The organism is Pantoea sp. UBA5035 (assembly GCF_002415245.1).
Lineage (GTDB): Bacteria > Pseudomonadota > Gammaproteobacteria > Enterobacterales > Enterobacteriaceae > Pantoea > Pantoea septica.
The window spans coordinates 164,858-190,362 of record NZ_DICD01000011.1 but is presented as its reverse complement, the minus strand read 5'-3'; the positions used below and the strand labels follow the sequence as shown (position 1 = coordinate 190,362).

The window sequence follows — 25,505 nt, the reverse complement described above, 5'->3', positions numbered from 1 at the left end:
GGGCGTAAAACAGCCAGATTGTACCAGCCGGAGAATTCATGAGCCAACTTGAACTAGCGGATCGCACCCTGATCCTGCATCGTTTTCCGCAAATGCGTGAAGAGAGTCCGCTTCAGGCGTGGGATGCGGCGGATGAATATTTGCTGCAGCAGACGCTGCCGGAAGGGCCGATCCTGGTGTTCAACGACAGCTTCGGCGCGCTCACCTGCGCGCTCAACCCGCGTCCGGTCTGGCACGTCAGCGACTCCTGGCTCAGCCAGCAGGCGACGCGGCAAAACCTGCGCCTTAATGAACTTGACGACGGCGAAGTGCGCTTTCTCAGCAGCCTCGACCCGCTGCCCGCCGCGCCGGCCGCGGTGCTGATCAAGGTGCCGAAAACCCTGGCGCTGCTGGAGCAGCAGCTGCGCGCCCTGCGCGAGGTGGTGACCGCCGATACGGTGATCCTGGCGGCGGCGCGCGCTAAAGAGATCCATAACTCCACGCTGCAGCTGTTCGAGAAGATCCTCGGCGACACGCGCACTTCGCTGGCGTGGAAAAAAGCGCGTCTGATCTACACCCAGTTCAGCGCGCCGACGCTGGCGCCGCAGGCGGCGACCACCGTCTGGCCGCTGGACGAGACGCCCTGGCAGATCCACAACCACGCCAACGTCTTCTCGCGCACCTCGCTGGATATCGGCGCGCGCCTCTTTATGCATCATCTGCCGGAAAATATCGAAGGCGAGATCGTCGATCTCGGCTGCGGCAACGGGGTGATTGGCCTGATGGCGCTGGAGAGCAATCCGCAGGCTGAAGTGCATTTTCTCGATGAGTCTTACATGGCGGTGGCGTCAAGCCAGCTCAACGTCGAGGTGAACCGTCCGCAGGATCTGACGCGCTGCGTCTTTCGCGTCAACAACGTGCTGAGCGGCTATCCGTCAGACCGTCTGCACGCCGTGCTCTGCAACCCGCCGTTCCATCAGCAGCACGCCGTCACCGATCACCTGGCGTGGCAGATGTTCCGCGACGCCAAACGCTGCCTGCAGTACGGCGGCGAGCTGCGCATCGTCGGCAACCGCCACCTCGACTACCACCACAAGCTGAAAAAACTGTTCGGCAACTGCACGCTGGTGGCCTCGAACCAGAAGTTCGTGGTGCTGCGCGCGGTGAAGATGCGCTGATCAGATAGCCAGCGCCAGCTGCACCGCCTGGGCGATCGCCCGGCGGGCATCCAGCTCCAGCGCCACGTCGGCGCCGCCGATAAGGTGAACGTTTTTGCCGCGCGCGCGCAGCGCCACCTCCAGCTCGCGCTGCGGCTCCTGACCGGCACAGATAATCACGTTATCCACGACGACTCTCTCTACTGCGCCGTCGCGGCGCAGCAGCAGCCCCTCATCGTCGATCGCCAGATACTCGACGCCGCCCCACATGCGCACGCCGCGCGCCTGCAGCGTGGCGCGATGGATCCAGCCGGTGGTTTTGCCCAGACCCGCGCCCGGTTTGCCCGGTTTGCGCTGCAGCAGCCAGATGGCGCGCGCAGCAGGCTGCGGCTCGGCGTGCGTCAGGCCGCCGCGCTGCGCCAGCGTCAGGTCGATGCCCCATTCGCGGCAGAAGCTTTCGCTGGTCTGCGCTTCCGCCGGCTGAGAGAGGTACATAGCGGTATCGAAGCCGATGCCGCCCGCGCCGATAATGGCGACGCGGCGGCCCACCGGTTTTTTGTCGCGCAGCACCGCAAGATAGCTGAGCACGCTCGGATGATTGATGCCGGGGATCGCCGGCGTGCGCGGCTGAATGCCGGTTGCCAGCACCACCTCGTCCGCCTCGACCAGATCCGCCGCCGTCACCCGACAACCGGTTTGCACCTCGACGCCGGCCGCGGCAAGCTGGTGGGTGAAGTAGCGCAGGGTTTCGCTAAACTCTGCTTTGCCCGGGATCTGGCGCGCGATGTTGAACTGGCCGCCAATGGCCTCGGCGGCCTCGTAGAGCCTTATCCGATGGCCGCGCTGCGCCGCCTGCAGCGCGAAGGCCATGCCTGCCGGACCGGCGCCCACCACTGCGATAAGCTTCGCCGCGGCGCAGGGCGTTACCGGCATCAGGGTTTCGTGGCAGGCGCGCGGGTTCACCAGACAGGAGGTGATCTTGCCGACAAAGATCTGGTCGAGGCAGGCCTGGTTGCAGGCGATGCAGGTATTAATGCTCTCCGCCGCGCCGCGCGCCGATTTGCTGACGAAGGCGGCGTCGGCGAGAAACGGACGCGCCAGCGACACCATATCCGCGCAGCCGCTCTGCAATAGCTGCTCGGCCACCTGCGGATGGTTGATGCGGTTGGTGGCGATCACCGGCGCCGCAACATGCTGGCGCAGCCGCCGCGCCGCCGAGGCGAAGGCCGCGCGCGGCACCGAAGTGGCGATGGTGGGAACGCGCGCTTCGTGCCAGCCGATGCCGGTATTGAACAGGGTGACGCCGCTTTTCTCCAGCGCGGTCGCCAGCGTGAGCGTCTCTTCCAGCGAGCTGCCGTCCTCCACCAGATCCAGCATCGACAGGCGGAAAATCACAATAAAGTCGCGGCCCACGGCGTCGCGCACCGCGCGGGTGACGGCCAGCGCGAACGCCTGACGGCGCGTCGCGTCGCCGCCCCAGCGGTCGCTGCGCTGGTTGGTGCGCGGCGCTAAAAACTGATTAATCAGATAGCCTTCCGAGCCCATGATCTCTACGCCGTCATAGCCCGCGCGCTGCGCCAGCCGCGCGCAGCGTGCGAAGTCGTCGATGGTTTGCAGGATCGCCTGCTCACTCATCTCCTGCGGCAGATAAGGATTAATCGGCGCCTGGATCGCCGAGGGCGCCACCAGATCCTGCTGGTAGCTGTAGCGGCCGGTATGCAGGATCTGCAGGGCGATTTTGCCGCCTTCCGCATGTACCGCGTCGGTAATCTGGCGATGCCAGCCGCACTGTTCCGGCGAGACCAGCGTCGCGCCATGCTTCATCGCCACGCCCTGCGCGTTGGGCGCGACGCCGCCGGTGACGATCAGCGCGACGCCTTCGCGCGCGCGCTCGCCATAAAATGCGGCAAGGCGCTGGGCGCCGTCGGCATGCTCTTCCAGTCCGGTATGCATCGAGCCCATCAGGAAGCGGTTGCGCAGCTGCGTAAACCCCAGGTCGAGCGGGGCGAACAGGGCAGGGTAGGCATGACTCTTCACGGCGGCATCACTCAGGTTAAGTGGTCGGATGAGTGTAATGTAGCTGCCGTGATGTTAAAAAAAAGTGAAAGTTTGCCGCGCTGTGAGGCGCATCAAAAAAGCGAGCCTTAGCCGCCCCGACGGCGTATCCATGAGAAGCGCGACTGATAGCCGCTGTTGAAGTGGGTATTGCGGCGATAGCTGGAGCCGGTTTCCGCCATGCAATAGGTGCAAAAGCTGACGTTTTCGATGTTCGCCGCCGGCACGCCCGCCTCTGTCAGTCTTAGCGTCGCCAGCTGCGGCAGATCGAACCAGACGCCGTTGCGGGTCGCCTTCGCCTGCGGCCTGACGGCGAGCGGGTTGTGCGGCTGCTCGCGCTGCCAGCAGGGCGGCTGCGATCCGGAGAGCGTGGGCGCGACGGCGCTCAGCATCTCCTCGCCCAGCTCATAGCAGCAGGGCGCGATGGCTGGCCCGATGGCGACATAAAGACCGTCCGGCGAGCTGCCCGTTTCGCACAGCCTTACGACGGCGCGCTCCAGCACGCCCGCCAGCGTGCCTTTTAGCCCGGCATGCACCGCTGCCACGCGCCGCTGCTGCGTATCGGCAATCAGCACCGGCAGGCAGTCGGCGGTATAGACCGCGACCGGCCGGGCGCCCAGTCCGATAATCCCGTCGGACTCGCAGCTTTTCGGCGGCACGTTGGCTTCGTCATCCACTACCGTGGCGCTGTGGCGCTGATGGCCGTAAGCGACATCGTCGGGCGGCGCTTCGCCTGCGGGCTGAAAGGCATAGTCAACCCACTCCAGCGCATCAAGCAGGGTAGAGCGTACGCGGATTCCCATATGAATCTCCTCTGAGGCGTTTGGCTGCATTCAGCTTAGGTTAACTGCTACATTTTTAAAGCGTTACCTCTTCCCACTTTCGGCTTAAGGATAACAGGATGAAAATGACCGCAACGCTGCTGACCAGCGGCCTGATGGCGCTGATGCTGTCGGGCTGCGCCTCGCAGACAACGCAACATGCGCAGCAACAGCTCGGCCAGCAGTCGGTGCTGGCCCTGAACTGGTTCCAGCAGTCCGGCGAGTATCAGGCACTGACGTGGCAGGCCTTCAACGGCGCGCGGCTGGCGTTCGACGCCGCGCCGTCGCTGACCGGCAAGCCTAAAGCGGTGATCGTCGATCTCGATGAAACCATGATCGATAACAGCGCCTACAGCGCCTGGCAGGCGAAAAACGGCCAGCCGTTCAGCGCGCAAAGCTGGTCGACGTGGACCCAGGCGAAGCAGGCGCTGGCGGTGCCCGGCGCGGTCGATTTCGCCCGCTACGTCACCTCGCACGGCGGCACGCTGTTCTATGTGTCGAACCGCGACCAGAAAGATTTCGACGCCACCGTCGCGAATTTGACGCAGCTCGGCTTCCCGCAGGTGACGCCGCAGACCGTGCGCCTCAGCACCGGCAGCTCTAACAAACAGGCGCGTTTCGACGCCATCAAAGCGGCGGGCTACAACGTGGTGCTCTACGTCGGCGATAACCTGAATGATTTCGGCGCGGCGACATGGCATCAGGGCAACGCGCAGCGTCGCGCCTTTGTCAGCCAGAATCACGCGCTGTTCGGCACCCAGTTCATCGTGTTGCCTAATCCGCTCTATGGCGACTGGGAGAGCGGCATGGCGGAAAACTACAACAAGCTGACGCCGCAGCAGCAGCTCTCAACGCGCGATGCGCAGCTAAAAGCGTGGAACGGTAAATAATTCGTCAAGCGAAAGAGCCTGCGCCAGCAGGCTCTTGTTTTTATCCGTCGATATTTACGTTTACAGGTAACTATTTTGCTGCAAACTAATTTAATTATCTCTTACTTTCAAAACCACCTTTATTAAGTTTATTACGCTGCCTTTTTTGCCAGCAGCCAGTGTTAATCGCTATTGGTTAAAAAATTAATTCGGATTTTTCTGTAATAAAGTACCGCTGGTAACTGAGCGTGTGTAAAAACGTCGCCAGCTGGAATGTCATTATTTGTCAGCGGAAAGAGCTTTTAAATAATAAGGTTATTCCAATCAATTGAAATTTCTTAATTTTAATGGTTTCTCCCGCGTCGCTTAAATCAGGCGCACTTAAATAGCTTTACCTGAAATTTACCTCTGTTGAATTATTCCTTACAAAAAGCGCGCCACCCTGGCCTGGAAAAAAATTACGGATGCGTAATCAATCATAAACGTCTATAAACAATTTCTGTGATCAACTGCGTTATTTCTTAAACCGACACCGGCTAACTGTGAGCCGGTTCACCACCTTGTTCGCCTGAATATTCGATCCCCGGTTGTTGAGAGAGACGATTGTGACGACACTGAAACCTTTATTAGCGAAAAATCGCAGCTGGGCGCTCCAGCGCCGCGAGCGTAATCCTGACTATTTTGAAAAATACCTCCATCAACAAAAACCGCATTCACTCTGGATTGGCTGTTCAGACAGCCGCGTACCGGCTGAAGTCCTGACCGGCTCGCATCCCGGCGAACTCTTCGTTCATCGCAATATCGCCAACATGGTGGTCGACGGCGACGACAACCTGATGAGCGTGCTGCAGTACGCCATCATCTATCTCGGCGTAAAACGCATCGTGCTGTGCGGCCACTACGGCTGCGGCGGCGTTCAGGCGGCGATTGACCTGCCGCAGAGCCCGCTGGCGCATGAAGACTCGGCGCTGGCGCGCCGTATCGCCGCGCTGCGTCAGGCATTAGGGGACGGGCTGCCCGACGCGCCGCAGACCGCCGCGGAGACGCTGAACCGGCTGGTGGAGGTTAACGTGCTGGCGCAGTTCGCCCGTCTCGCCGCCGCCGCCCCAGTGCGCGACGCGTGGCGCGCGGGCCAGGCGTTAGATCTGTTCGGCTGCGTTTACGATCTGCAGTCGGGCCACCTTAAAGAGTTAATCCAGCAATCAGCAGAGGAATCTTCGCCATGAATGTGAATACGCTTCGTCAGGATATTCCTGCCGGCCTGGTGGTTTTTCTGGTGGCGCTGCCGCTCTGTCTGGGCATTGCGCAGGCGAGCGGACTGCCGCCGTTCGCCGGCCTGCTGACCGGGGTGATCGGCGGGCTGCTGGTCACCGCGCTTAGCCCGTCGCGCTTTGCCGTCAGCGGCCCGGCGGCGGGCCTGGTGACGATCGTCGTCGCCTCTATCGAGACGCTCGGCAGCTTCAGCGCTTTTCTTACCGCGCTGGTGCTGGCTGGCCTGATGCAGTGCGGCCTCGGCCTGCTGCGCGCCGGCCGCTTTATCTCGCTGGTGCCGGGCAGTGTTATTAAGGGCATGCTGGCGGCTATCGGCATTTTGCTGATTATCCAGCAGATCCCGGTGGCGTTCGGTATTGAGGGCGATGCCGGTCTGGCCGGATTCGCCAGCGGCGCCGCGACCTTTTCCGCGCCCGCGATGCTGGTCGCCGGCGGCAGTCTGGCGATTCTCTGGCTCTGGACCACGCCGCTGGTGAAAAAGGCGGGCGTGCTGGGCTGGATACCCGGTCCGCTGGTGGCGGTGCTGTTCGGCTGCGCCGCCACGGTATTCGGCGGAGAGTGGATGCCGGAGATGGCGGCTCAGCTGTCGCGCATCGCGCTGCCGGAGTTCGACAGCCTCTCCGCGCTGGCGGCGCAGCTGGAGAGCCCGGCCTGGAACGCATGGCAAAATCCGTCGGTCTGGGTGGTGGCGGTGACGCTGGCGCTGGTCGCCAGCCTGGAGACGCTGCTGAGCCAGGAGGCGCTGAAGAAGCTGCGCCCGCAGAATCCGCCGCCGTCGCCCAATCGCGAAATGTTCGCGCAGGGGATCGGCAATCTCAGCGCCGGCCTGCTGGGCGCCATGCCGATTACCGCGGTAATCGTGCGCAGTTCGGTGAACGTCAGCACCGGCGCGCAGACCAAGCTCTCTATTCTGATCCACGGCGTGCTGCTGCTGATCTGCGGGCTCTGGTTCAGCGATATGCTGAACGCCATTCCGCTGGCCAGCCTGGCGGCGGTGCTGCTCTATACCGGCTATAAGCTGGCGACGCCGCGCCTGTTTGTGGAGCAGTTCCGCATGGGCGCGCAGCAGTACGTGCCGTTCCTCGCCACCATCGGCGGCATTATCCTGTTCGGCATGCTGGCAGGCATCGGCATCGGTCTGGCGACGCAGATGCTTTACAGCCTCTACAAGAGCCACCGCAACGCGCTGCAGCTGACGCGCTATGACGATCACTATGTGCTGCGCTTTCAGCAGAATCTGACCTTTCTGCATAACCCGAAGCTGCAGGGTCTGCTGGCGGAGATCCCGGAGAACAGCGTGGTGATTGTGGATCACGATAACGCCGAGTATCTGGATCCCGACGTGAAGGCGGTGCTGAAGGATTTCGGCGACAACGCAGATAAGCGCGGCATTCGCCTCAGCCAGTGGCCGGTGGCGGTGAAGTAAAAGAGGGATTCGCCTGTTAGTCAGGTGATTACGCGGGTGATATGGCCTGATCGCAAAGACGCAAAAGACGGCATCCCTGCCAGCTCGTCCCGCGCAATTACGCACCTCATCCTTGAGGTGCGCCCGTAGCCGGGCCAACGCGCTGCGTTGTTCAAAAACGCTCCCGGCGTTTTTGTCCTTATCGCGGGACGCTTTGCTCTTCAGGCCATGTCACCCGCTAGTTTGACTTAGTAGCTGTCTGAAAAATCGGATATCTCGGATAGCCGATTTTTTTATTTAAGGCATAATTTCCGCGCCATAAGCCAGACGGCGCAGCCCAGATTGCGAGTAGCGCCGATCTCTGCCGTTTATTCACTGAATTGCCCGGGCGGCAAGTGCGGTTTAATGGCGTACGGCGAAGGTCCGGGAAGGGCAGGGAGCGGAGAATTTACAGGCTACAGGGTTCAAACCTATGCGCGTTAAGCTGTTTGCAGAGCACAACACGACAACGAATCTCCTCTCGCTGTTTCTTATCACCCTGCTGTTTTGCTTTTTGGGCAGCCATCTGCGCGTGCCTGCGGAGCTTTCTCTCTTCTGGCCGGTAAACGCCATCGTCGCTGCCGTCATCGTCCGGCATCCCTGGCTGCACCGCATTCGCTACTATCTTGCCAGCTTCGCCGCCATGGTGGCGAACGATACCCTCTTTTCTGGCTGGGCGTGGCCCGCCGTGACGCTTAACGTCGCCAACCTGCTGTTCATCATTATCTCCGTCTCGATGCTGGTGAAGCACTATCTGCGCGACTCCGACCGCAGACAGATCAGCAACGCGCTGCGCATCTTTCCCGCCTGCCTGCTGGCCGCCTTTGCCTGCGCCACCTGGGGCGGGCTGGCGCAGGATTTGAGCTTCGACACCCGCTTCGCCACCGCCTGGGGCGACTGGTTCAGCGAACAGTTCTCTACCGGCCTGATGCTGCTGCCCTTCCTGCTGACGCGCAACTGGCGCGGCCTGTCGTTCGCCGCGCTGCTCTCGCCGGGCAAATGGCTGCCGCTATTGAGCGTGGTGCTGTCGCTGGCGGTCGGGGCGATGATGGGCGGCGCGGGCAGCCTGACCTTTCCGGTTCCGGCGCTGATCTGGTGCGCCATCGTCTTGCCGATCCCGGTCACCAGCCTGGTGATCCTGCTGACCGGCATCAGCGAAATTGTGCTGGTATCGCACGGCGTGATGAACATTCAGGGCAACGATAACCTGCTGCACTTAAGCCATCTCACCTCGGCGCGTCTCGGCGTCGCCACCGTCGCCATCAGCCCGCTGATCGTCGCCGTCAGTATGGATGCGGTACGTCAGCTTAATCAGCGGCTCGCGCTGCGCGCCAACTACGATTTTCTTACCCAGTTGCTGTCGCGCTCCGGGCTGTATGAAAGTCTGAAAGAGGAGCCGTTCTCGGCGCAGCGCAACGTTGGGGTCATCCTGCTGGATGTCGACTATTTTAAAGCCATCAACGACAACTTCGGTCATGACGCCGGCGACGGCGTACTGGAGGAGATTGCGCTGCGCATGCAGCAAGTCGTGGGCAAGCAGGGGCGCATCTGCCGCTTCGGTGGGGAGGAGTTTGCCATCGTGCTGTTCGACGCGCGTCCCGAGCGACTCTACCAGCTGGCGGAAGCGGTGCGACAGGCGATCGGCAAAGAGAAGTTCTGGCTGCAGGGCAACACCGTTACCGTCACCGTCAGCCTGGGGCTGGCGCAGGGCAAGGCGGGCGAAGAGCGCGACTGGCACAGCCTGGTTAACCAGCTGATCTCCGCCGCGGATAAAAACCTCTATCTCTCCAAGCGCAACGGGCGCAATCAGACCACGCCCGCCTTCAGAACCCTTGCGCTGGCCACCAGCGACGTGGCGTAACGCGACGCTTCGCGACTAAACGCTGCTTTTCAGCTGGCTGGTTTGCTGATGGCGCTCCAGCGCCAGCTCGATCAGGCGGGTAATCAGATCGCGATAGCTGAGTCCCGCCGCCTGCCACAGCTTGGGATACATGCTGATATTGGTGAAGCCGGGCAGGGTATTCACCTCGTTGACGATAATCTCGCCCGCTTCCGTCAGGAAAACGTCGACGCGCGCCATTCCGCTGCACTCCAGCGCCTGAAACGCCTTAATCGCCACGGCGCGGATCGCTTCGCTGTGCGCGTTGTCGATGGCGGCGGGCACCTGCGTCTGCGCGCCGGTTTCGCTGATATATTTGGTCTCGTAGGAGTAGAAGGCGTCGTGCACCACCACTTCGCCGCACGGGCTCGCCTGCGGATCGTCGTTGCCCAGCACCGCACACTCGATCTCGCGGCCTTTGATGCCGGTTTCAATCAGCACCTTGCGATCGAAGGTAAAGGCGAGATCCAGCGCGCGGTCGACGTCGTCGACGCTGTCAACTTTGCTGACGCCCACTGAAGAGCCCTGATTGGCTGGTTTGATAAACAGCGGCAGGCCAAGCTGCGCGACAATCTCCGCCGCCTCAATACGCGAACGCTGCGCCTGCGTGACGCTGATCCAGGGCGCGACCTGCAGCCCGGCGTCGCGCAGCAGACGTTTAGTGAAATCTTTATCCATGCTGACCGCCGAGCCGAGCACGCCAGAGCCGACAAAAGGCAGCGACGCCATGCGCAGCAAGCCCTGCAGCGATCCATCTTCGCCGAGCGTGCCGTGCACGATAGGGAAAATCACATCGATCTGCGACAGCGCATGACCGCTCTGACGGGCGATCATCTGCTGCTGCGACGCGCCCGGCACCAGCGCCACGCTTTCGCCAGCGCGGTTAAGCGCGATGAGCGCCGGATCCTGCGCGTTGATCAGAAAGTTCGAGGCGTCGTTAAGATGCCACTGACCCTGTTTATCAATGCCTAACAGCACCGGCTCGAAACGCGTTTTATCGATCGCATCAAGGATATTTTTAGCCGACTGTAACGATACTTCGTGCTCGGCCGATTTGCCGCCGAACACAATGCCTACCCGCAGTTTTGTCATTAGAGCTTGCCTGAAAAGATGTTGCGAAACCCACAAGATAACACGCGGATTTCGCGCTGTAACGGCGTGGCGCAGCGTAGCGTCGGCTTAATTTAGCGTAGCGGAGAGCAGGGCGCGGCACTGGGCGGCGTCGGCGCTCGCCTGCGCCTTTTGCCCGGCGCTCAGCGTCTGCCAGGCATCCGCCACGTGCTGGCCCAGGCGCGGCTGGAAGTGAATTTTTTGCAGCGCGTAGTCGGAGTTGCCGCCTTCGATCACCGTGCGCATATCGGCCACAAAGCGGCGGCTGTCGTCATGGTGAATCGCGCAGAACACCGAGATGTAATAGGCCTCGTCCTCTTTGCTGTAGTGCGGCGTCAGCCAGTACCAGCCGGCGGCTACGCAGAGGAGAAGAAGGGGAATAAGGATGTTAAGTCTGAATCGCATGTATCGGTTCGGTCCGCTGAGGCGAAGCGCGGCTCCTTTAAATTAACGTCATCACCACGATGCCGGTGGCGGAAATCTCGTTCAGCGCGCACTCAAACTCCGCGTCGCCGCCGCTGATTCTCACCCGGCCGCCAGGCAGTCGCGCGAGGTTGCGCAGGCTGGCCATGCCCTCGATATCCAGCAGCCATTTGCCGTCCACCACCGCCTTAAAGCTGCGGTTAACGATGTACTGCTGCTCGCCTTCAATCACCGCCAGCAGATTGCTGTGGGGCGCCACCTTATCCAGAAACAGCTTGCTCTCCAGAGTCACAAAATCGACAGGCGAGAGTTCACCATTTGTTAATTTAACCCGCTCAATATCGGTCAGGCTCTTCATCGGGTGACTTTCGCTGCCTTTTTCCGCCGTCAGCGCCTGCACCGCGCTGGGCGGATTGCCCTGGCCATAGAGGATCCAGTTCAGTTCAGCATCGGTATCGATCAGGCACTGCACCACCAGATCAGCCGGGAAAGCGTCTCTTTTATAACGCATTGCCAGGTTGCTCGAAGAGAGGCCGACATGCTCGGCATACTGCGACTTCTGTTTAAACCCATAGGCCTGAATCAGCCTGTCGAGGATAGCCCCGCCGCTCCCGTTAAAATTAGTGACTAACATTTTTGAGCTTCCTCTTGTGTTACTAACATATTTGAATTAGCATCACTGCGTTGTGAATGTTATCGCATATAACTGACATTACGTTAACTGGAGATGATGCCCTATGAGGCCTGATATTACAAATGCCATAGCTGCGCTCCTTTTATTAAGAATCAGCGTAAAACGTCCCGTTTCAGCGCTTTTTATTCAGGCAGAGCGCCTCTTGCCTGCGTTTGGCGCCAGGCGCAGCGCATCGGCTATAGCGACGTGCGGCGTGCAGAGCGCGCCAGCGCGCATGAGGAAAGCGCCCTGTTCTTTTTCTGTTAACTTTCAGCCAGCCTGATTCACTTATGATGAATAGCCATTCTGAACCTGCGGCGGCCATGAGCTTTGATGAGTTCCGCAAAAGCTGGCGGCGAATGCGGAGCGACAGCCGTAATCCGGCATTGATCGCCTTTAACCGGCAGAGCGAGGAGTTTAAGTTCTGCGTGCTGACGCTGGCGAACCGGGAGAAACCGGGGAGCTTTCGGCTACAGGAGGTCGGCGACGCCTTTGAATCCTTCGATGAGCCGCGCCGCGCGCTGATTATCGCCGCCATGAACAAACTGGTGCGCTGGGGCAGGCTGCTGCCGCGTCCCTTTTCTGACGCCGACCAGTATCTGTCTGAGTAACTGACCTTAACCGCAAATCGATGACGTCAACCCGTCGGGCTTCCCTTTGCCTGAATTCAGGAGAGAAAAGATGAAATACCCTAATCCTCACGCCGACAGCGATGCGCTGAACGTTCTGCTAACCGCCGCGCGCTACGACGAACGTAGAGGCCGCGCGCAGGCGGTCGCTGACCGTCTGGCCGCGATGGCGACGCATATCGGCCGCCAGGGACTAAGCGGCGTCGAGGCCGCCGAGCTGCTCCGCTATGAGGCGCAGCGCTACCGCGATGAATCGCAGGAGCTGCGCTAATGGTCGATAGTATGGACATTGAGCAGCAGCGTCAGGCGGAGCAGCTGGCGCTCGATATCGCCGCCGTGACGCAGCGGCCGAAAGGCGTCAGCGCCTTCTTCTGCGAGGCGTGCGACAGCGCGATCCCCGAGGCGCGTCGCCGCGCCATCAGTGGCGTTTCGCGCTGCGTCGCCTGTCAGGAGATTGCCGAGCTGCGCGGCCGCCACTATCAGGGCGGCCGGTAATGCAGCGCCTCTTCTGGCCGTGGAACGCGCCGCGTCAGGCTATCGCCTCGCCTTATCCTACTCACGCCGCGATGCAGCAGCGCAGTCGCGAGCTGGCGGCGCTGTCGCAGGCGTGGCGATCGCTGGAGCAACAGCCGACGCTGGTGCAGCGCGCCATCAGGCTGCGTCACGATCGGCTGGCGCACGAGCGCGGCGCGGCCCGCGCCGCGACCTGGCTGACGACCTCCTTTGCCGATCGCCTGCTGCCGCGCGTGGAGCGAGTCAACGCGCAGTATCGGCTCGGCGCGATGCGTCGCGGCGTCGCCGCGCGGCTGAGCGGCCAAGCCGCACAGGAAAAAGGCGCGGCGGCGGCGGCAGGCGCGCTGTGGGAGCTGATGCGCCGCTTTAATCAGCTGCCCGATATGGCGCGCGCCGATGTCGATCGGCTGGCGGGCGATATTGCCAGCTTTATCTTCGCCGAGCTGGTGCAGCTGCACGCGCAGAATCACGGCGAATCGGACTGGCGCTACAGCCACGACCTCTATCTGACCGCCGCGACCCTTACCCGCGAGTTCGGCCAGACGCCGCCGCTGTGGCAGAAGGTCACTACTCGCCTCTTCGCGCCGGAAGAGGCGACGCCGGCGATTATGCGTATGCAGGGTGAGACGTGGTGGAAAGGGCGGCTGCGCCGCATCGCCGCCGAATGGCGCGAGCATCTGCAGATTGCGCTGGCGCAGGTCAGCAAAACGCGTTCGCCCTACGCCAGCCGCGCCACCATTGCCGAATGGCGCGAGCAGAAGCGCCGCACCCGCGACTTTTTGCAGAGCATGGAGCTAGAGGACGAAGAGGGCAACCGCATCAGCCTGATCGACAAGCATGACGGCAGCGTCGCCAATCCTGCCATCCGCCGCTGCGAGCTGATGACGCGCATTCGCGGCTTTGAAACCATCTGCCATGAAATGGGCTACGTCGGCGAGTTTTGCACGCTAACCGCGCCGGCGCGCTATCACGCCACGCTCGGCAGCGGCCAGCACAACCCAAAATGGCGCGGCGCCAGCCCGGCTGAGACGCAGCGCTACCTCTGTCAGCTCTGGCAAAAAGTGCGCGCCAGGCTGCACCGCGAGCAGATCCGCCTGTTCGGCATCCGCGTCGCCGAACCCCACCATGACGGCACGCCGCACTGGCATCTGCTGCTGTTTATGCGTCCCCAACAGGCCGCGCAGGTGCGCCAGATCCTGACAGAGTACGCCTGCCAGCAGGAGAGCGAAGAGCTGACCAGCGAAAAAGCACGCAAGGCGCGCTTTCACACCACCGCCATCGATCCGCAAAAGGGCAGCGCCACCGGCTACATCGCGAAATATATCGCCAAAAACATCGATGGCTACGCGCTCGACGGCGAGCGGGACAGCGAGAGCGGCGAGCCGCTGCGCGACTGCGCCGCCGCGGTTTCCGCCTGGGCGGGACGCTGGCATATCCGTCAGTTTCAGTTTGTCGGCGGCGCGCCGGTGACCGTCTGGCGCGAGCTGCGCCGTCTCACCGACGGCGAGGGGCTGCGCAGGATGAGCGACGAGCTGGCCGAAGCGCGCGCGGCGGCGGACAGCGGCGACTGGGCCGCCTACGTCAACGCCCAGGGCGGCCCGTTCGTGCGGCGCGATGAGCTGGCGGTGCGCGTCTGGTATCAACAGGCCGAAGAGCGCAACAGCTGGGGCGAAGAGATCACGCGCATTAAAGGTGTCTACCTCAGCGCCACGGGCAACGAGAAACCGCTGCTGACCCGGCTGGTTAACTGGAAGCTGGTGCCGAAGCGTAAAGCGGAGGCTGACAATCTCGAACAGGATGCTTCAGCTTGGAGTTCTGTCATTAACTGTACGCGGATGGCGCGCCGGCCAGGCGTATTAGCGCGGTTAAATCATTGGCCTGATCCGGCAGTGAAAAAAAGGGCGAAACCGGCTGGCGATGGCGCTTTATACAGTCAAAATACGCCGCCCTGACGCGCTTTTTCCGCCTTTTTTACTAATTTGGCTTAGGGGTTATCACGCCAAAAAAGTTTCTATATCAATAGCCTAAAGGGAGGTCGCTCAGATCTTAATTTTCTTTATATCAGATTGCATGCTGTGCTACTGTATAGATATACAGTTATAAAATGGGGGAGGGAAAGTGGATACTGATTTACAAGAACAGGTAATGCTTGAGCGCGTCGAGCTCATTGCACGTCTGACCACTGAAGGAGTTTGCAGGGAACGCGACCGGGAAGTGGCCCTCGCTTTGATCGCCGAGATTGCCGGCGACATGATGATAAAAAACAAGGAATTTGCCGTTTCGTTCTCCGCCATACCCACTAATAAATAACAATGCAGGTATAGCGATGAGAGGCGATGGCTCGACGCATCATAAGCGGCAGATCCCACACCTTTCCCTTTGACGCTCGCGCCGTCTGACGACGGCTGAACTGAAGCAATAACGGCACCCTCGGGTGCCGTTTTTTTTGCGCCGCGATCTGGCTGTTTGCCCATATTCCAGCGGGCGGGACGGCGTTGAGCCGTCGCCCCGCAGCGAGGAGACTGGCTATGCCGGACGACGCGCAAGCGCCGCCGCAATTAACGGCCCGAACCCGGGTCTGCCGACACCACCTCCAGCGGGGAACAAGAACAGTGACGCACCATTTTAGCGTGCCCGTCCGCGGGTCCGATGGGGAGCTATCGCCATGAATATTTACGCGCTCCAGGGCGATACGGTCGATGAGATCTGCTATCGCTACTACGGCCGCACGCAGCAGGCGGTCGAGCAGGTTTACGCCGCCAATCCCGGCCTCGCCGAGCGCGGCGCCGTCCTGCCGCACGGCTGTGCGCTGACGCTGCCCGAACTGCCAGACGCGGCCACTGGCGAAACCGTCAATCTGTGGGACTGAAGATGGAGAAAACCAGCTCGCTGATTAACTACCTGGTCAGCCTGTTTTTGATGTGGCTGGGCCGCCACACCATTCAGGATATCGCGTTTCTGGTCGGCTCCGGCGTGGCGGTCATTACCCTGATCGTCAACGTAGCGACCTTTTTCATCAACTGGCACTACCGTCGCAAAACCTATGAGCTTCAGCGCCGGCGCGCAGGGAGGCTGTCGTGAGCCAGACCGCGAAGCGCTGCGCCGTGGTCGCCGTGCTGGCGATCGCCGCGCTGCTGCCGCAGTTCGAGACCCTGAAAATCTCCTCCGGCGGTCTGCAACTGCTGGCCGACGCGGAGGGCTGCCGCACCTCGCCCTATCAGTGCAGCGCCGGCGTCTGGACCAACGGCATCGGCCACACCGCAGGAGTGACGCCGCAGAGCGCTGTCAGCGAGCGCCAGGCGGCGGTCAATCTGGTCGACGACCTGATACGCGTCGAACGCCAGCTCTCTCTCTGCGTGCCGGTGGCGATGCCGCAGCCGGTCTGGGACGCGCTGGCGAGCTTCGCCTTCAACGTCGGCGCCGGCGCCGCCTGCCGCTCGACCCTGGCCAGCTATCTCAATCAGCAGCGCTGGCGCGCGGCGTGCGACCAGCTGCCGCGCTGGATCTACGTTAACGGCGTGAAAAGCGCCGGGCTGGCGCAGCGGCGCGAGCGGGAGCGCGCCTGGTGCCTGCGAGGCGTCCCATGACGCGCCTGTGCCTTGCGCTGCTGCTGGCGCTCGCCTTCACCGGCTGGCGCGGCGCGCAGGTCGCGGCGCAGCCACGCGAGGCGCAGCGCGCCAGCCCCGCGCTCTCCGCCGAGCCCGCCAGCCGCGATCGGACCATCGTCCGCGTCAATCAGGAGGCGCAGGCGAACAGCAAACGCGAGGCGGCGCTGCGTCAGCAGCAGAGTCAGGCCAGCCGCCTTGCTCTTAACCGCGAAGTGCAAATAGCGAGGGAAACCAATGCAAACCAGGCGTTACGCGAGTGGTCTGCTGCCGCTCTGCCTGACGATTTTATCCGGCTGCACAGCCGTCCCGCCTTCGACAACGCCCGCGATTATCTGGGCTGGCTGTCCGCGCGTGAACAGCTGTCCAGTGCCGGGCAACAGCCTGCAGACGCAGGGCGATCTGGCGGCAGATAACCGTCAGCTAGAGGCTGCGCTCGCGTCTTGCGGGCTGCAGATTGAAACCATTAAAGCGTGTCAGGAGCAACAGGATGCAGAAACCTCAACAGCTACGCGCGGCGCTGAGCCGCAGCGTGCCGCAGCTACAGCAAAACCCGGAGCGGCTGACCATGGCGATCGCCGCCGGAACGGTGGTGGCGACCAGCGCGCCGTCGCTCTCTTTTGAGTATCGCTACCGGCTGGAATTAACCCTCGCCGACGTTGAGCAGGATATCGAGGCCGTTATCGTGCCGCTGCTCGCCTGGCTGCGGGATAACCAGCCGGAAATGATGGGCAACGCCGAGAAGCGACGCAGCGATTTTACCTTCGCCGCCGACGCCTCCGGCGCGCTCAGCATCGGCCTGCAGCTGACCGAGCGCGTGCTGGTCACGCAGCAGGAGAGCGCGCTGCAGGTCACCTTTCCCGGCGAGCCGACGCCGCCCGCTAACGATAACGCGCCGCTGCAGCTCTGGGTGCACGGCGCGCTGGTCAGCGAGTGGCAGCGCTAAAGCTGTTCTGTCATCTCTCAGCGGTCGGCGTCGCGTTGCTGGCCGCATGCACCGGAGGTAACACTAGCGACATGAACGAACATATCAGCGAAATCCTGCGCCTGCTGCGCAACCTTATCCGCATCGGCACCGTCTCGGCGGTGGATCCGCAGAGCGGGCGCTGCCGCGTACGCAGCGGCGACAATGAAACCGGCTGGCTGCCGTGGCTCAGCGCCCGCGCCGGACGCTCTCGCGCCTGGAGCGCGCCGTCAATCGGCGAGCAGGTGCTGGTGCTGAGCCTGGGCGGCGAGCTGAATACCGGCTTTATCCTGCCGGGCATCTTCTCCGACAGCCATCCTGCGCCTTCCGCCTCGGCTGATGCGCTGCACTGGGCGTTTCCCGACGGCGCGGTTATCGAGTATGAGCCGCAGAGCGGCGCGCTCAGGGCGAGCGGCATTCAGACCGCACGCCTGCAGGCGGCGACCAGCATCCTGCTCGACGCGCCGCTGGTGGAGTGCAGCGCAAAGCTGAAAACCGCCACGCTGGAGGTGACCGGCGGCGGCACGCTGCAGGGCAATGTGACCCACAGCGGCGGCAGCCTGAGCTCTAACGGCATCGTGGTGGACGCCCATCAGCATGGCGGCGTGAAGTCGGGCGGCGATCTTTCTGGAGGACCGCAGTGATGGCCGAAAGATATATCGGGATGAACCGCGACAGCGGCGCGGCGCTGGCGGAGCTGGAGCATATCCGCCAGTCGGTGCGCGATATTTTGACCACGCCGCTCGGCTCCCGAGTCATGCGTCGCCGCTACGGCTCGCTGCTGTCGGCGCTGATCGACCAGCCGCAAAACCCGGCGCTGCGCCTGCAAATCATGTCCGCCTGCTATATGGCGCTGTTGCAGTGGGAGCCGCGCATTCAGCTGAGCGCTATCAGCTATGAGGCGTCGTATGACGGCGGCATGACGGTAGAGCTTACCGGTAGCCGCAGCGATACAACGCAAGCATTTTCCCTGACCATTCCCGTGAGCTGAACCTATGGCAACCATTGACCTGAGCCAGCTGCCTGCGCCCGACGTGGTGGAGGCGCTGGATTATGAAACCCTGCTGGCCGAGCGCAAGGCGACGCTGATTTCCCTCTATCCGGCCGAGCAGCAGGCGGCGATAACCCGCACGCTGGCGCTGGAGTCGGAGCCGCTGGTGAAGCTGCTGCAGGAGAACGCCTATCGCGAGCTGATCCTGCGCCAGCGCATCAACGAGGCGGCCAAAGCCAATATGGTCGCCTGGGCGACCGGCGCCGATCTCGACCAGCTCGGCGCCAACAACGGCGTGACCCGGCTGACGCTGAGGGCGGCGGACAGCAGCACGCTGCCGCCGACCGCGGCGGTGATGGAGAGCGACGACAACTTCCGCATGCGCATCGCCGCCGCGTTCGAAGGGCTGAGCGTGGCGGGGCCTAGCGGCGCCTACGAGTATCACGCCAAAAGCGCCGATGGACGCATAGCGGACGTTTCCGCTACCAGCCCGGCGCCGGCGGAGGTGGTGATCACCGTGCTGAGCCGCGAAGGCGACGGCACCGCGCCTGCCGATCTGCTCACCATCGTGGCGAACGCGCTCAACGACGAGGATGTGCGTCCGGTGGCCGATCGCGTTCGGGTGCAGGCGGCCGCCATCGTCAGCTACCGCGTCGACGCGACGCTGTTTCTCTATCCTGGCCCGGAAGCGGAGCCGATCCGCGCCGCCGCCGAAGCGAAGCTGCTCGCCTTTATCAACGCCCAGTCGCGGCTGGGACGCGATATTCGCCAGTCGGCGCTCTACGCCGCGCTGCATGTAGAAGGCGTGCAGCGCGTCGAGCTGGCGCAGCCGACGGCCGATGTGGTGCTGGATAAAACCCAGGCTGCCTGGTGCAGCGGCTACAGCATCACTGTAGGAGGTTCCGATGAGTGATCGGCTGCTGCCGACTGGCTCCTCGCTGCTCGAGGTCGCCGCCGCCCGGGCGTGCGCCGATATCGAGGCGATGCCGGTGCCGCTGCGCCAGCTATGGAACGCGCAGACCTGCCCGGTGGCGCTGCTGCCTTATCTCGCCTGGGCCTGGTCGGTCGACCGCTGGGACGCCGGGTGGAACGAGGCGACCAAACGCAACGTCGTGGCCGCTTCGGAGTACGTGCACCGGCATAAAGGCACTATCGGTTCGCTGCGGCGCATCGTCGAGCCGCTCGGCTATCTGATCCGCATTATCGAGTGGTGGAAAACCGGCGACGCGCCGGGCACGTTTCGCCTCGACGTCGGCGTGCTCGATACCGGCATTACCGAGGAGATGTACAACGAGCTGGAGCGGCTGATCGCCGATGCGAAGCCATGCAGTCGGCATCTGATTGGCCTTTCGATCAATCTCGATTCGAGCGGAACGCTGCCGGTAGCCGCCGCCAGCTACAGCGGCGACGAGCTAACGGTTTATCCCTATACCCCTGAAATCATCACCGTGAACGGGCCTGGCTTCACCGGCTCAGCGGTACATTTAATTGACCTGACGGAAGTGCGCACATGACAACGAAATATTATGCCCTGCTGACCAATCAGGGCGCGGCTAAGCTGGCGAACGCCACGGCGCTCGGCACTAAGCTGCAGATCACTGAAATGGCGGTAGGCGACGGCGGCGGCGCGCTGCCGACGCCAGATGCCTCGCAGACGAAGCTTATCGGCGAGAAACGCCGCGCGGCGCTGAATTCATTAAGCGTCGACGCGGCCAACAGCAGCCAGATTATCGCCGAGCAGATTATCCCCGAGAACGAAGGCGGCTTCTGGATCCGCGAAATCGGCCTGTTTGACGCCGACGGCGTGATGATTGCCGTCGCCAACTGCGCCGAGACCTATAAGCCGCAGCTGCAGGAGGGCAGCGGCCGCACGCAGACGGTGCGCATGATTATCATCGTCAACAGCGCCGCGTCAGTGACGCTGAAGATCGACCCGTCGGTGGTGCTGGCGACGCGCCAGTATGTGGATGACAACATTATCGAGGCGAAGCAGTACGCGGATAAGGGCATCGCTGATCATGTCGCGGCGGCGAACCCGCATAAACAGTATCTGCAGATTGCGAACGCGCTGGCGGAGGTGAAGAGTGCGGGGAAGGTGGCGGATGTTCTACAAAACCTTGGTTTAGGAGAAGGCTCGGCGCTACCGGTAGGCGTGCCGATTCCGTGGCCGTCCGCCACACCGCCATCAGGCTGGCTGAAGTGTAACGGGGCGGCGTTTTCTGCCGCGACGTATCCCTTGCTGGCCAAGGCATATCCGACGTTGAAGCTTCCCGATCTGCGCGGCGAGTTTATTCGCGGCTGGGATGATGGGCGCGGGATTGATACTGGTCGCACCTTAATGAGCAGCCAGATAGACGCATTACAGAACCATGGCCATCGGACTATGAGGTTACGCTTTGTCGGCGGCTCAGGAAGCAACTTTGCTATCCCAGACGGGAGTGCTGATTTTACAGGGGATGCAGATTTAATTGGAGAAGTTTCAGGGCGTAATTTTAATGGCGGAGCTGCCCGTATTGCAGGTGAAACCCGCCCACGTAATATTTCATTCAATTACATTGTGAGAGCCGCATAATGTTGAAAATAGTCTTGGATAAAAACGGTCTGGCAGATACAGCTGGTATGATAACTATCTACAATTACGATGCGAAAAGCGGCGAGTATATAAATACCACTGAAGAGTATTTGCCGCAGGGCGTTGGCGTGCCTGCAAATGCAACTATTGTGTCGCCGCTAGTTGTTAAGAAAAATAATGTAGCTGTTTTTCGTGAAGGTAAATGGCAGGCCATGGCCGATCACCGGGGTGAAACGGTATACGCGATTGCGGATGGTGCTGAGATAGAAGTTACTGAGCCAGGTGATTATCCAGCTGGAACAACCGCGTCAAAGCCGGCTACCGATTTCGATAAATGGGATGGGACAAAGTGGGTAACAGATACTGAGGAACTAAACGCTGCACAAGTTAAGTCCGCAGAGCGTAAAAAGGCATCCTTATTGGCAGAAGCGCAGGCAAAGATCAGTATTTGGCAGACTGAGCTGCAGTTAGGTATTATCGAAAATGAGGATAAAGCGAGTTTGATAAACTGGTTATCCTATATTAAAGTGCTACAAAAAACAGATACCAGCTCTGCGCCAGATATAAAATGGCCAGTAGTAGCTGTTTAATACGCAAACTTCGTTACATGATAGCGTGCCTTCCATTCTTTCCAAGCGGTTCTTAAAGCAGCCGCACCTAAATATAATTTAGGTGCGGCTTATTAATTATTCAGGTTTGTCCGGCCATTCTATATCTGGCGCACTTTTTATATTGACTCGATTGAGAAGCACTCTATATTTTTTCCATTTAGCAAGCCGTGCAACTTCTTCTTCATTTGCCATGTTAATGTCGACAGCATCCTGTAAAGGAGCAATAATTTTAGCTGCTTCTTCCATCAAGAAATTGAAGGTGATATCAGCAATCAACCCAGCATTCTCAGATTCAATAACAGGTGCAGTGAACACATTGTTATTAAAAATGTAACCAACTTCAGGCGGCGATGATAATGGTGTAATATCAATCCATTCTAGAGAAGGATGATAAATAGCAGAAGGATCAACACTGAGTGAGACCATTTCAACAACGCGCTGTTCCTCAATTCGGGCATAAGTTTTCATTAACTAAACTCCTCAATGTAGATGACTCCGTGCGCGCCAAAAGCCCCAACATATGGATCGGTTCGAGTATTACCACCACCGCCCGCACCAAACCTTGGCGCACGATTTGAATTTGACCCTTCACCGCTGCGGGCACCGCCGCCCCAGTAACTTGCGCCACCATCGCCAGAGCCTCCGAAGTAAGGATTAGATGAATCGCTGACAATACCGGGCGCGTCGCTGCCGTCACCACCGCGAATATTTAAATCGCCGCCAACCGCGTTGCCGCCACCGCCGCCCGCATTGCCATTCGCAGAAACACCGTTGCCTGCGGTTAATCGCCCATCGAAGGAACTGCTTGATGAGTCTGACGTTTCATCCGCTCCCTGGCCAACAACGCCTGTATAAGTTTTGCCTTCATCAATTGTCAGCCAGGCGATTGTAGTCCCGCCTGCCCCACCGCCTGCGCCACGCGAACGAAATCCATTGCCCCAGCCAAGGTAGCCATAGCCTCTGCCGCCACCGCCTGTCAGAATGATTTTGATGCGCTTCGTTCCAGGCGACGGCTTATAGCTGACGGCCCCTGGCGTGATGAATATCTGCCGGTTAAGGAAGCGGCCAGAAAACTTTTCGCTAATACCAAGGTTTTTGATAAACCCACCACGCATGGCAAAATCCGCCAAAATCCGCCCCAGACAAGCTGAAGAGAAAAACGTATGGCCGTGATTGGTTATATTCGCGTATCAACAATTGACCAGAACTGCGACTTACAGCGCGATGCGCTCTTAAGCGCGAATTGTGACCGTATTTTTGAAGATCGTATCAGCGGGAAGACGGCAACCCGCCCAGGCCTCAGGCAGGCGCTTAAATGCATCCGCAAAGGCGATACGCTGGTTGTCTGGAAACTGGACCGACTTGGGCGCAGCGTGAAAAATTTAATTGCGCTGATATCCGAGCTGCACGATCGCGGCGCGCACTTTCGCTCGTTAACCGACAGCATCGATACCAGCAGCGCGATGGGGCGCTTCTTTTTTCACGTTATGTCGGCGCTGGCTGAAATGGAGCGCGAGCTTATCGTCGAGCGCACTCTGGCGGGGCTGGCTGCGGCCAGAGCGAAAGGGCGACTGGGCGGACGGCCCAGAGCGCTAAACGCGGATGAGGTCGAGCAAATTAGCCGGCTGCTGGCTAAGGGACATAGCCGCCAGCAGCTGGCGATTATTTATAACGTCGCGCTATCGACCCTCTATAAATACTTTCCGGCAAAGGCGCTCGAAGGCCCGTCGGCAACGACCTCCTGAACGTCATGGCGACCGCTAAAAAAGCGCTGTGAACCTTCCTGCGAGAGGCCGCTGTTCACTCATCCCTCAGCAGACCGCAACCGCATGATTTCTCTCACCTGACCTGACAATCTGAGCGCACCCTCAACACGGAGTGCATCAGATGTCTGATTATCATCACGGTGTACGCGTTGTCGAAATTAATGACGGCACGCGCACCATTTCTACCGTATCCACCGCCGTAGTCGGCCTGGTCTGCACCGCAGACGACGCAGACGCTGCGGCTTTTCCGCTCAACACCCCGGTGCTGCTGACCAACGTGCAGGCCGCTATCGCCAAAGCCGGCAGCAAAGGCACGCTGGCGGCGTCGCTGCAGGCGATTGCCGACCAGTCGAAACCGGTTACCGTCGTGGTTCGCGTCGCCGAAGGCGCGACCGCCGCGGAAACGATCTCCAACCTTATCGGCACCACCGATGAAAACGGCCAGTACACCGGCATGAAGGCGCTGCTCACCGCGCAGACGCAGCTCGACGTCAAGCCGCGCATTCTCGGCGTGCCGGGGCTCGATTCGCAGGAAGTGGCGACCGCGCTGGCAGGCATCGCGCAGCAGCTGCGCGCCTTCGCCTATGTCTCCGCCTGGAACTGCAAAACCATCAGCGAGGCGATGAACTACCGCAAAAACTTCAGCCAGCGCGAGCTGATGGTGATCTGGCCCGACTTCGTCGCCTGGAACACCGCGACCAACGCCGCCGAAACCGCCTATGCAACGGCGCGCGCCCTTGGCCTGCGCGCCAAAATCGACAACGACACCGGCTGGCATAAAACCCTGTCGAACGTCGGCGTCAACGGCGTGACCGGCATCTCCTCATCGGTCTTCTGGGATCTGCAGCAGAGCGGCACCGACGCCGACCTGCTGAACGAAGCCTGCGTCACCACGCTGATCCGCAAAGATGGCTTCCGCTTCTGGGGCAACCGCACCTGCAGCGACGATCCGCTCTTTGTATTTGAAAACTACACCCGCACCGCGCAGGTGCTGGCCGACACCATGGCCGAAGCACACATGTGGGCCAACGACAAGCCGCTGACGCCGGTGCTGGTGCGTGAAATCGTGGCAGGCATCAACGCCAAATTCCGCGAGCTGGTCAACGCCGGCTATCTGCTGGGCGCCTCCTGCTGGTATGACGAAAGCGCTAACGACGCCGCGACCCTGAAGGCGGGCAAGCTCTTTATCGACTACGACTACACGCCGGTGCCGCCGCTGGAAGATCTGACGCTGCGCCAGCGCATCACCGATACCTATCTGGCGAACTTCGCCGCATCCGTTAACAGCTGAGGAGCCGGATAAATGGCACTACCCCGCAAACTGAAAGGGCTGAACCTTTTCAATGATTCAAACAGCTATCAGGGCGTTGTCTCTTCCGTCACCCTGCCGAAACTCTCCCGCAAGCTGGATGCCTATCGCGGCGGCGGCATGAACGGCGCGGCCTTTATCGATAACGGTCTGGACGACGACGCGCTCGATATGGAGTGGACCATTGCCGGTATGGACGACCTGGTGCTGACGCAGTGGGGCGGTTCCGCCGTACCGCTGCGCTTCACCGGCTCCTACCAGCGTGACGACACCGGCGAAGAGATCGCGGTGGAGATTGAGATGCGCGGCCGTCATCAGGCGTTCGACTTCGGCGAAGCCAAGCAGGGCGAGGATACCGAAACCAAAATCACCACCAAAAACACCTACTTCAAACTCACCTGGAACGGTAAAGAGCTGATTGAGATCGACACCGTCAACATGGTCGAGAAGGTGAACGGCGACGATCGCCTTGCCCAGCGCCGTAAAAATCTCGGCCTGGCTTAACCCTGACGCCAGCGCCCGGCGCTGGCTTTTTCATCTGTATGAGAGAGAAGCATGGAACAAAAAGAGAATAGCGTTGAGCTGGAAACCCCGCTGAAACGCGGCGACGCCACGATCGCGCAGGTTGAGCTGATTAGGCCGAGCGCCGGTTCGCTGCGCGGCGTGCGCCTTGCCGATCTCGCATCAAGCGATGTCGATGCGCTGCTGACGGTGCTGCCGCGTATTACGCTGCCTGCGCTGACCAAAGCGGAGTGCAACAGCCTTGACCCGGTAGATCTCATCGCGCTCGGCGGCAAGGTGATTGGTTTTTTGCAAGCGAAGTCGGCAGCGTCGACTGGCCCGGCGGACTGACGGTCAACGAT

31 protein-coding genes and 2 pseudogenes are annotated in these 25,505 nt (G+C 61.0%); 26 read left to right on the top strand and 7 right to left on the bottom strand.

Annotated elements, in window-relative coordinates; genetic code table 11:
• Positions 1-38 precede the first annotated feature (38 nt).
• Positions 39-1,157: a 23S rRNA (guanine(1835)-N(2))-methyltransferase RlmG gene (rlmG, locus tag B3229_RS08500; protein WP_286870355.1), complete on the top strand. Its 1,119-nt coding sequence runs from the start codon at positions 39-41 to the stop codon at positions 1,155-1,157.
• Here rlmG and B3229_RS08495 read toward each other — a convergent pair whose 3' ends face one another.
• Together B3229_RS08495 and B3229_RS08490 are read right to left on the bottom strand one after the other, a co-directional pair.
• Complete coding sequence (locus B3229_RS08495) at positions 1,158-3,173, bottom strand: FAD-dependent oxidoreductase (protein ID WP_410477772.1); 2,016 nt, start codon at positions 3,171-3,173, stop codon at positions 1,158-1,160.
• A gap of 107 nt (positions 3,174-3,280) precedes the next feature.
• Complete coding sequence (locus B3229_RS08490) at positions 3,281-3,994, bottom strand: polyphenol oxidase family protein (protein ID WP_286870354.1); 714 nt, start codon at positions 3,992-3,994, stop codon at positions 3,281-3,283.
• Positions 3,995-4,092: 98 nt separating this feature from the next.
• Here B3229_RS08490 and B3229_RS08485 point away from each other — a divergent pair, with 98 nt between their 5' ends.
• From B3229_RS08485 to B3229_RS08470, 4 genes are all read left to right on the top strand, one after another.
• The gene (locus B3229_RS08485; RefSeq protein WP_286870353.1) at positions 4,093-4,902 is read left to right on the top strand and encodes a 5'-nucleotidase, lipoprotein e(P4) family; all 810 of its coding nucleotides are present in this window, start codon (positions 4,093-4,095) and stop codon (positions 4,900-4,902) included.
• A 584-nt stretch (positions 4,903-5,486) separates the two neighbouring features.
• Positions 5,487-6,107 carry a carbonic anhydrase gene (locus B3229_RS08480; protein ID WP_286870352.1) on the top strand — a complete coding sequence of 207 codons (621 nt, stop codon included), beginning with the start codon at positions 5,487-5,489 and terminating at the stop codon, positions 6,105-6,107.
• Positions 6,108-6,109: 2 nt separating this feature from the next.
• Complete coding sequence (locus tag B3229_RS08475) at positions 6,110-7,579, top strand: SulP family inorganic anion transporter (RefSeq protein ID WP_152904237.1); 1,470 nt, start codon at positions 6,110-6,112, stop codon at positions 7,577-7,579.
• Positions 7,580-8,030: 451 nt separating this feature from the next.
• Positions 8,031-9,458 carry a GGDEF domain-containing protein gene (locus B3229_RS08470; RefSeq protein ID WP_048784804.1) on the top strand — a complete coding sequence of 476 codons (1,428 nt, stop codon included), beginning with the start codon at positions 8,031-8,033 and terminating at the stop codon, positions 9,456-9,458.
• 15 nt (positions 9,459-9,473) lie between these two features.
• Here the strand turns inward: B3229_RS08470 and ddlA are convergent, their stop codons facing one another.
• From ddlA to B3229_RS08455, 3 genes are all read right to left on the bottom strand, one after another.
• A complete protein-coding gene (ddlA, locus tag B3229_RS08465; RefSeq protein ID WP_286870351.1) occupies positions 9,474-10,568 on the bottom strand; it encodes a D-alanine--D-alanine ligase in 1,095 nt (364 codons plus the stop codon).
• Between the two features lie 87 nt (positions 10,569-10,655).
• Positions 10,656-10,991: a hypothetical protein gene (locus B3229_RS08460; protein ID WP_048784801.1), complete on the bottom strand. Its 336-nt coding sequence runs from the start codon at positions 10,989-10,991 to the stop codon at positions 10,656-10,658.
• Positions 10,992-11,028: 37 nt separating this feature from the next.
• A complete protein-coding gene (locus B3229_RS08455) occupies positions 11,029-11,643 on the bottom strand; it encodes a phage repressor protein CI (protein WP_286870350.1) in 615 nt (204 codons plus the stop codon).
• 329 nt (positions 11,644-11,972) lie between these two features.
• Between B3229_RS08455 and B3229_RS08450 the strand changes: the two genes are divergently transcribed.
• The 17 genes and pseudogenes from B3229_RS08450 to B3229_RS08370 all read left to right on the top strand — a co-directional run bounded on the left by B3229_RS08450 (position 11,973) and on the right by B3229_RS08370 (position 21,546).
• A complete protein-coding gene (locus B3229_RS08450; RefSeq protein WP_048784799.1) occupies positions 11,973-12,293 on the top strand; it encodes a hypothetical protein in 321 nt (106 codons plus the stop codon).
• A 70-nt stretch (positions 12,294-12,363) separates the two neighbouring features.
• Complete coding sequence (locus tag B3229_RS08445) at positions 12,364-12,582, top strand: DUF2732 family protein (RefSeq protein WP_286870349.1); 219 nt, start codon at positions 12,364-12,366, stop codon at positions 12,580-12,582.
• Positions 12,582-12,806 carry a TraR/DksA C4-type zinc finger protein gene (locus B3229_RS08440; RefSeq protein ID WP_286870348.1) on the top strand — a complete coding sequence of 75 codons (225 nt, stop codon included), beginning with the start codon at positions 12,582-12,584 and terminating at the stop codon, positions 12,804-12,806. Before B3229_RS08445 ends, B3229_RS08440 begins: the two co-directional genes overlap by 1 nt.
• Positions 12,806-14,776 carry a replication endonuclease gene (locus B3229_RS08435; protein ID WP_286870347.1) on the top strand — a complete coding sequence of 657 codons (1,971 nt, stop codon included), beginning with the start codon at positions 12,806-12,808 and terminating at the stop codon, positions 14,774-14,776. Before B3229_RS08440 ends, B3229_RS08435 begins: the two co-directional genes overlap by 1 nt.
• 166 nt (positions 14,777-14,942) lie before the next feature.
• On the top strand, positions 14,943-15,134 hold the full coding sequence (locus B3229_RS08430) for a hypothetical protein (RefSeq protein WP_033755060.1): 192 nt from the start codon (positions 14,943-14,945) through the stop codon (positions 15,132-15,134).
• Positions 15,135-15,489: 355 nt separating this feature from the next.
• Positions 15,490-15,693, top strand: a complete 204-nt coding sequence (locus B3229_RS08425) for a tail protein X (protein WP_048782408.1) — start codon at positions 15,490-15,492, stop codon at positions 15,691-15,693.
• A gap of 2 nt (positions 15,694-15,695) precedes the next feature.
• Positions 15,696-15,905: an HP1 family phage holin gene (locus B3229_RS08420; protein ID WP_033755066.1), complete on the top strand. Its 210-nt coding sequence runs from the start codon at positions 15,696-15,698 to the stop codon at positions 15,903-15,905.
• On the top strand, positions 15,902-16,411 hold the full coding sequence (locus B3229_RS08415) for a lysozyme (RefSeq protein ID WP_048782410.1): 510 nt from the start codon (positions 15,902-15,904) through the stop codon (positions 16,409-16,411). The genes B3229_RS08420 and B3229_RS08415 overlap by 4 nt, the downstream gene beginning before the upstream one ends.
• A pseudogene (locus B3229_RS08410) lies at positions 16,408-16,746 on the top strand (LysB family phage lysis regulatory protein); the annotation flags it as partial. The gene B3229_RS08415 and the pseudogene B3229_RS08410, both read left to right, overlap by 4 nt.
• Positions 16,667-16,981, top strand: a pseudogene (gene lysC, locus B3229_RS08405) (Rz1-like lysis system protein LysC); the annotation flags it as partial. The pseudogenes B3229_RS08410 and lysC, both read left to right, overlap by 80 nt.
• Positions 16,920-17,375 (top strand): phage tail protein, encoded by a 456-nt coding sequence (locus B3229_RS08400; protein ID WP_048782414.1) that lies wholly within the window; start codon positions 16,920-16,922, stop codon positions 17,373-17,375. The pseudogene lysC and the gene B3229_RS08400, both read left to right, overlap by 62 nt.
• Positions 17,376-17,446: 71 nt before the next feature.
• Entirely contained in the window at positions 17,447-18,037 is a 591-nt protein-coding gene (locus B3229_RS08395; protein ID WP_286870346.1) for a phage baseplate assembly protein V, read from the top strand.
• The gene (locus B3229_RS08390) at positions 18,037-18,384 is read left to right on the top strand and encodes a GPW/gp25 family protein (RefSeq protein ID WP_376785465.1); all 348 of its coding nucleotides are present in this window, start codon (positions 18,037-18,039) and stop codon (positions 18,382-18,384) included. Before B3229_RS08395 ends, B3229_RS08390 begins: the two co-directional genes overlap by 1 nt.
• Positions 18,385-18,388: 4 nt before the next feature.
• Positions 18,389-19,297: a baseplate assembly protein gene (locus B3229_RS08385; protein ID WP_048782420.1), complete on the top strand. Its 909-nt coding sequence runs from the start codon at positions 18,389-18,391 to the stop codon at positions 19,295-19,297.
• Positions 19,290-19,898, top strand: coding sequence for a phage tail protein I (locus B3229_RS08380; RefSeq protein ID WP_286870344.1), 609 nt, complete (start codon positions 19,290-19,292; stop codon positions 19,896-19,898). Before B3229_RS08385 ends, B3229_RS08380 begins: the two co-directional genes overlap by 8 nt.
• Positions 19,895-20,956: a phage tail protein gene (locus B3229_RS08375; protein ID WP_286870343.1), complete on the top strand. Its 1,062-nt coding sequence runs from the start codon at positions 19,895-19,897 to the stop codon at positions 20,954-20,956. The genes B3229_RS08380 and B3229_RS08375 overlap by 4 nt, the downstream gene beginning before the upstream one ends.
• Positions 20,956-21,546, top strand: a complete 591-nt coding sequence (locus tag B3229_RS08370; RefSeq protein ID WP_286870342.1) for a tail fiber assembly protein — start codon at positions 20,956-20,958, stop codon at positions 21,544-21,546. The genes B3229_RS08375 and B3229_RS08370 overlap by 1 nt, the downstream gene beginning before the upstream one ends.
• A 96-nt stretch (positions 21,547-21,642) precedes the next feature.
• On the opposite strand, the gene B3229_RS08365 is transcribed toward B3229_RS08370, so the two are convergent.
• The gene (locus B3229_RS08365) at positions 21,643-22,035 is read right to left on the bottom strand and encodes a tail fiber assembly protein (RefSeq protein WP_286870341.1); all 393 of its coding nucleotides are present in this window, start codon (positions 22,033-22,035) and stop codon (positions 21,643-21,645) included.
• Positions 22,035-22,697 (bottom strand): hypothetical protein, encoded by a 663-nt coding sequence (locus tag B3229_RS08360; RefSeq protein ID WP_286870340.1) that lies wholly within the window; start codon positions 22,695-22,697, stop codon positions 22,035-22,037. Before B3229_RS08360 ends, B3229_RS08365 begins: the two co-directional genes overlap by 1 nt.
• A 33-nt stretch (positions 22,698-22,730) precedes the next feature.
• Here B3229_RS08360 and B3229_RS08355 point away from each other — a divergent pair, with 33 nt between their 5' ends.
• The 4 genes from B3229_RS08355 (at position 22,731) to B3229_RS08340 (ending at position 25,494) form a co-directional block, all read left to right on the top strand.
• Positions 22,731-23,312, top strand: coding sequence for a recombinase family protein (locus B3229_RS08355; RefSeq protein WP_286870339.1), 582 nt, complete (start codon positions 22,731-22,733; stop codon positions 23,310-23,312).
• Positions 23,313-23,454: 142 nt separating this feature from the next.
• A complete protein-coding gene (locus B3229_RS08350) occupies positions 23,455-24,624 on the top strand; it encodes a phage tail sheath protein (protein ID WP_286870338.1) in 1,170 nt (389 codons plus the stop codon).
• Positions 24,625-24,636: 12 nt separating this feature from the next.
• Positions 24,637-25,146: a phage major tail tube protein gene (locus B3229_RS08345; protein ID WP_286870337.1), complete on the top strand. Its 510-nt coding sequence runs from the start codon at positions 24,637-24,639 to the stop codon at positions 25,144-25,146.
• 51 nt (positions 25,147-25,197) lie between these two features.
• A complete protein-coding gene (locus B3229_RS08340; protein ID WP_286870336.1) occupies positions 25,198-25,494 on the top strand; it encodes a phage tail assembly protein in 297 nt (98 codons plus the stop codon).
• Positions 25,495-25,505 lie beyond the last annotated feature (11 nt).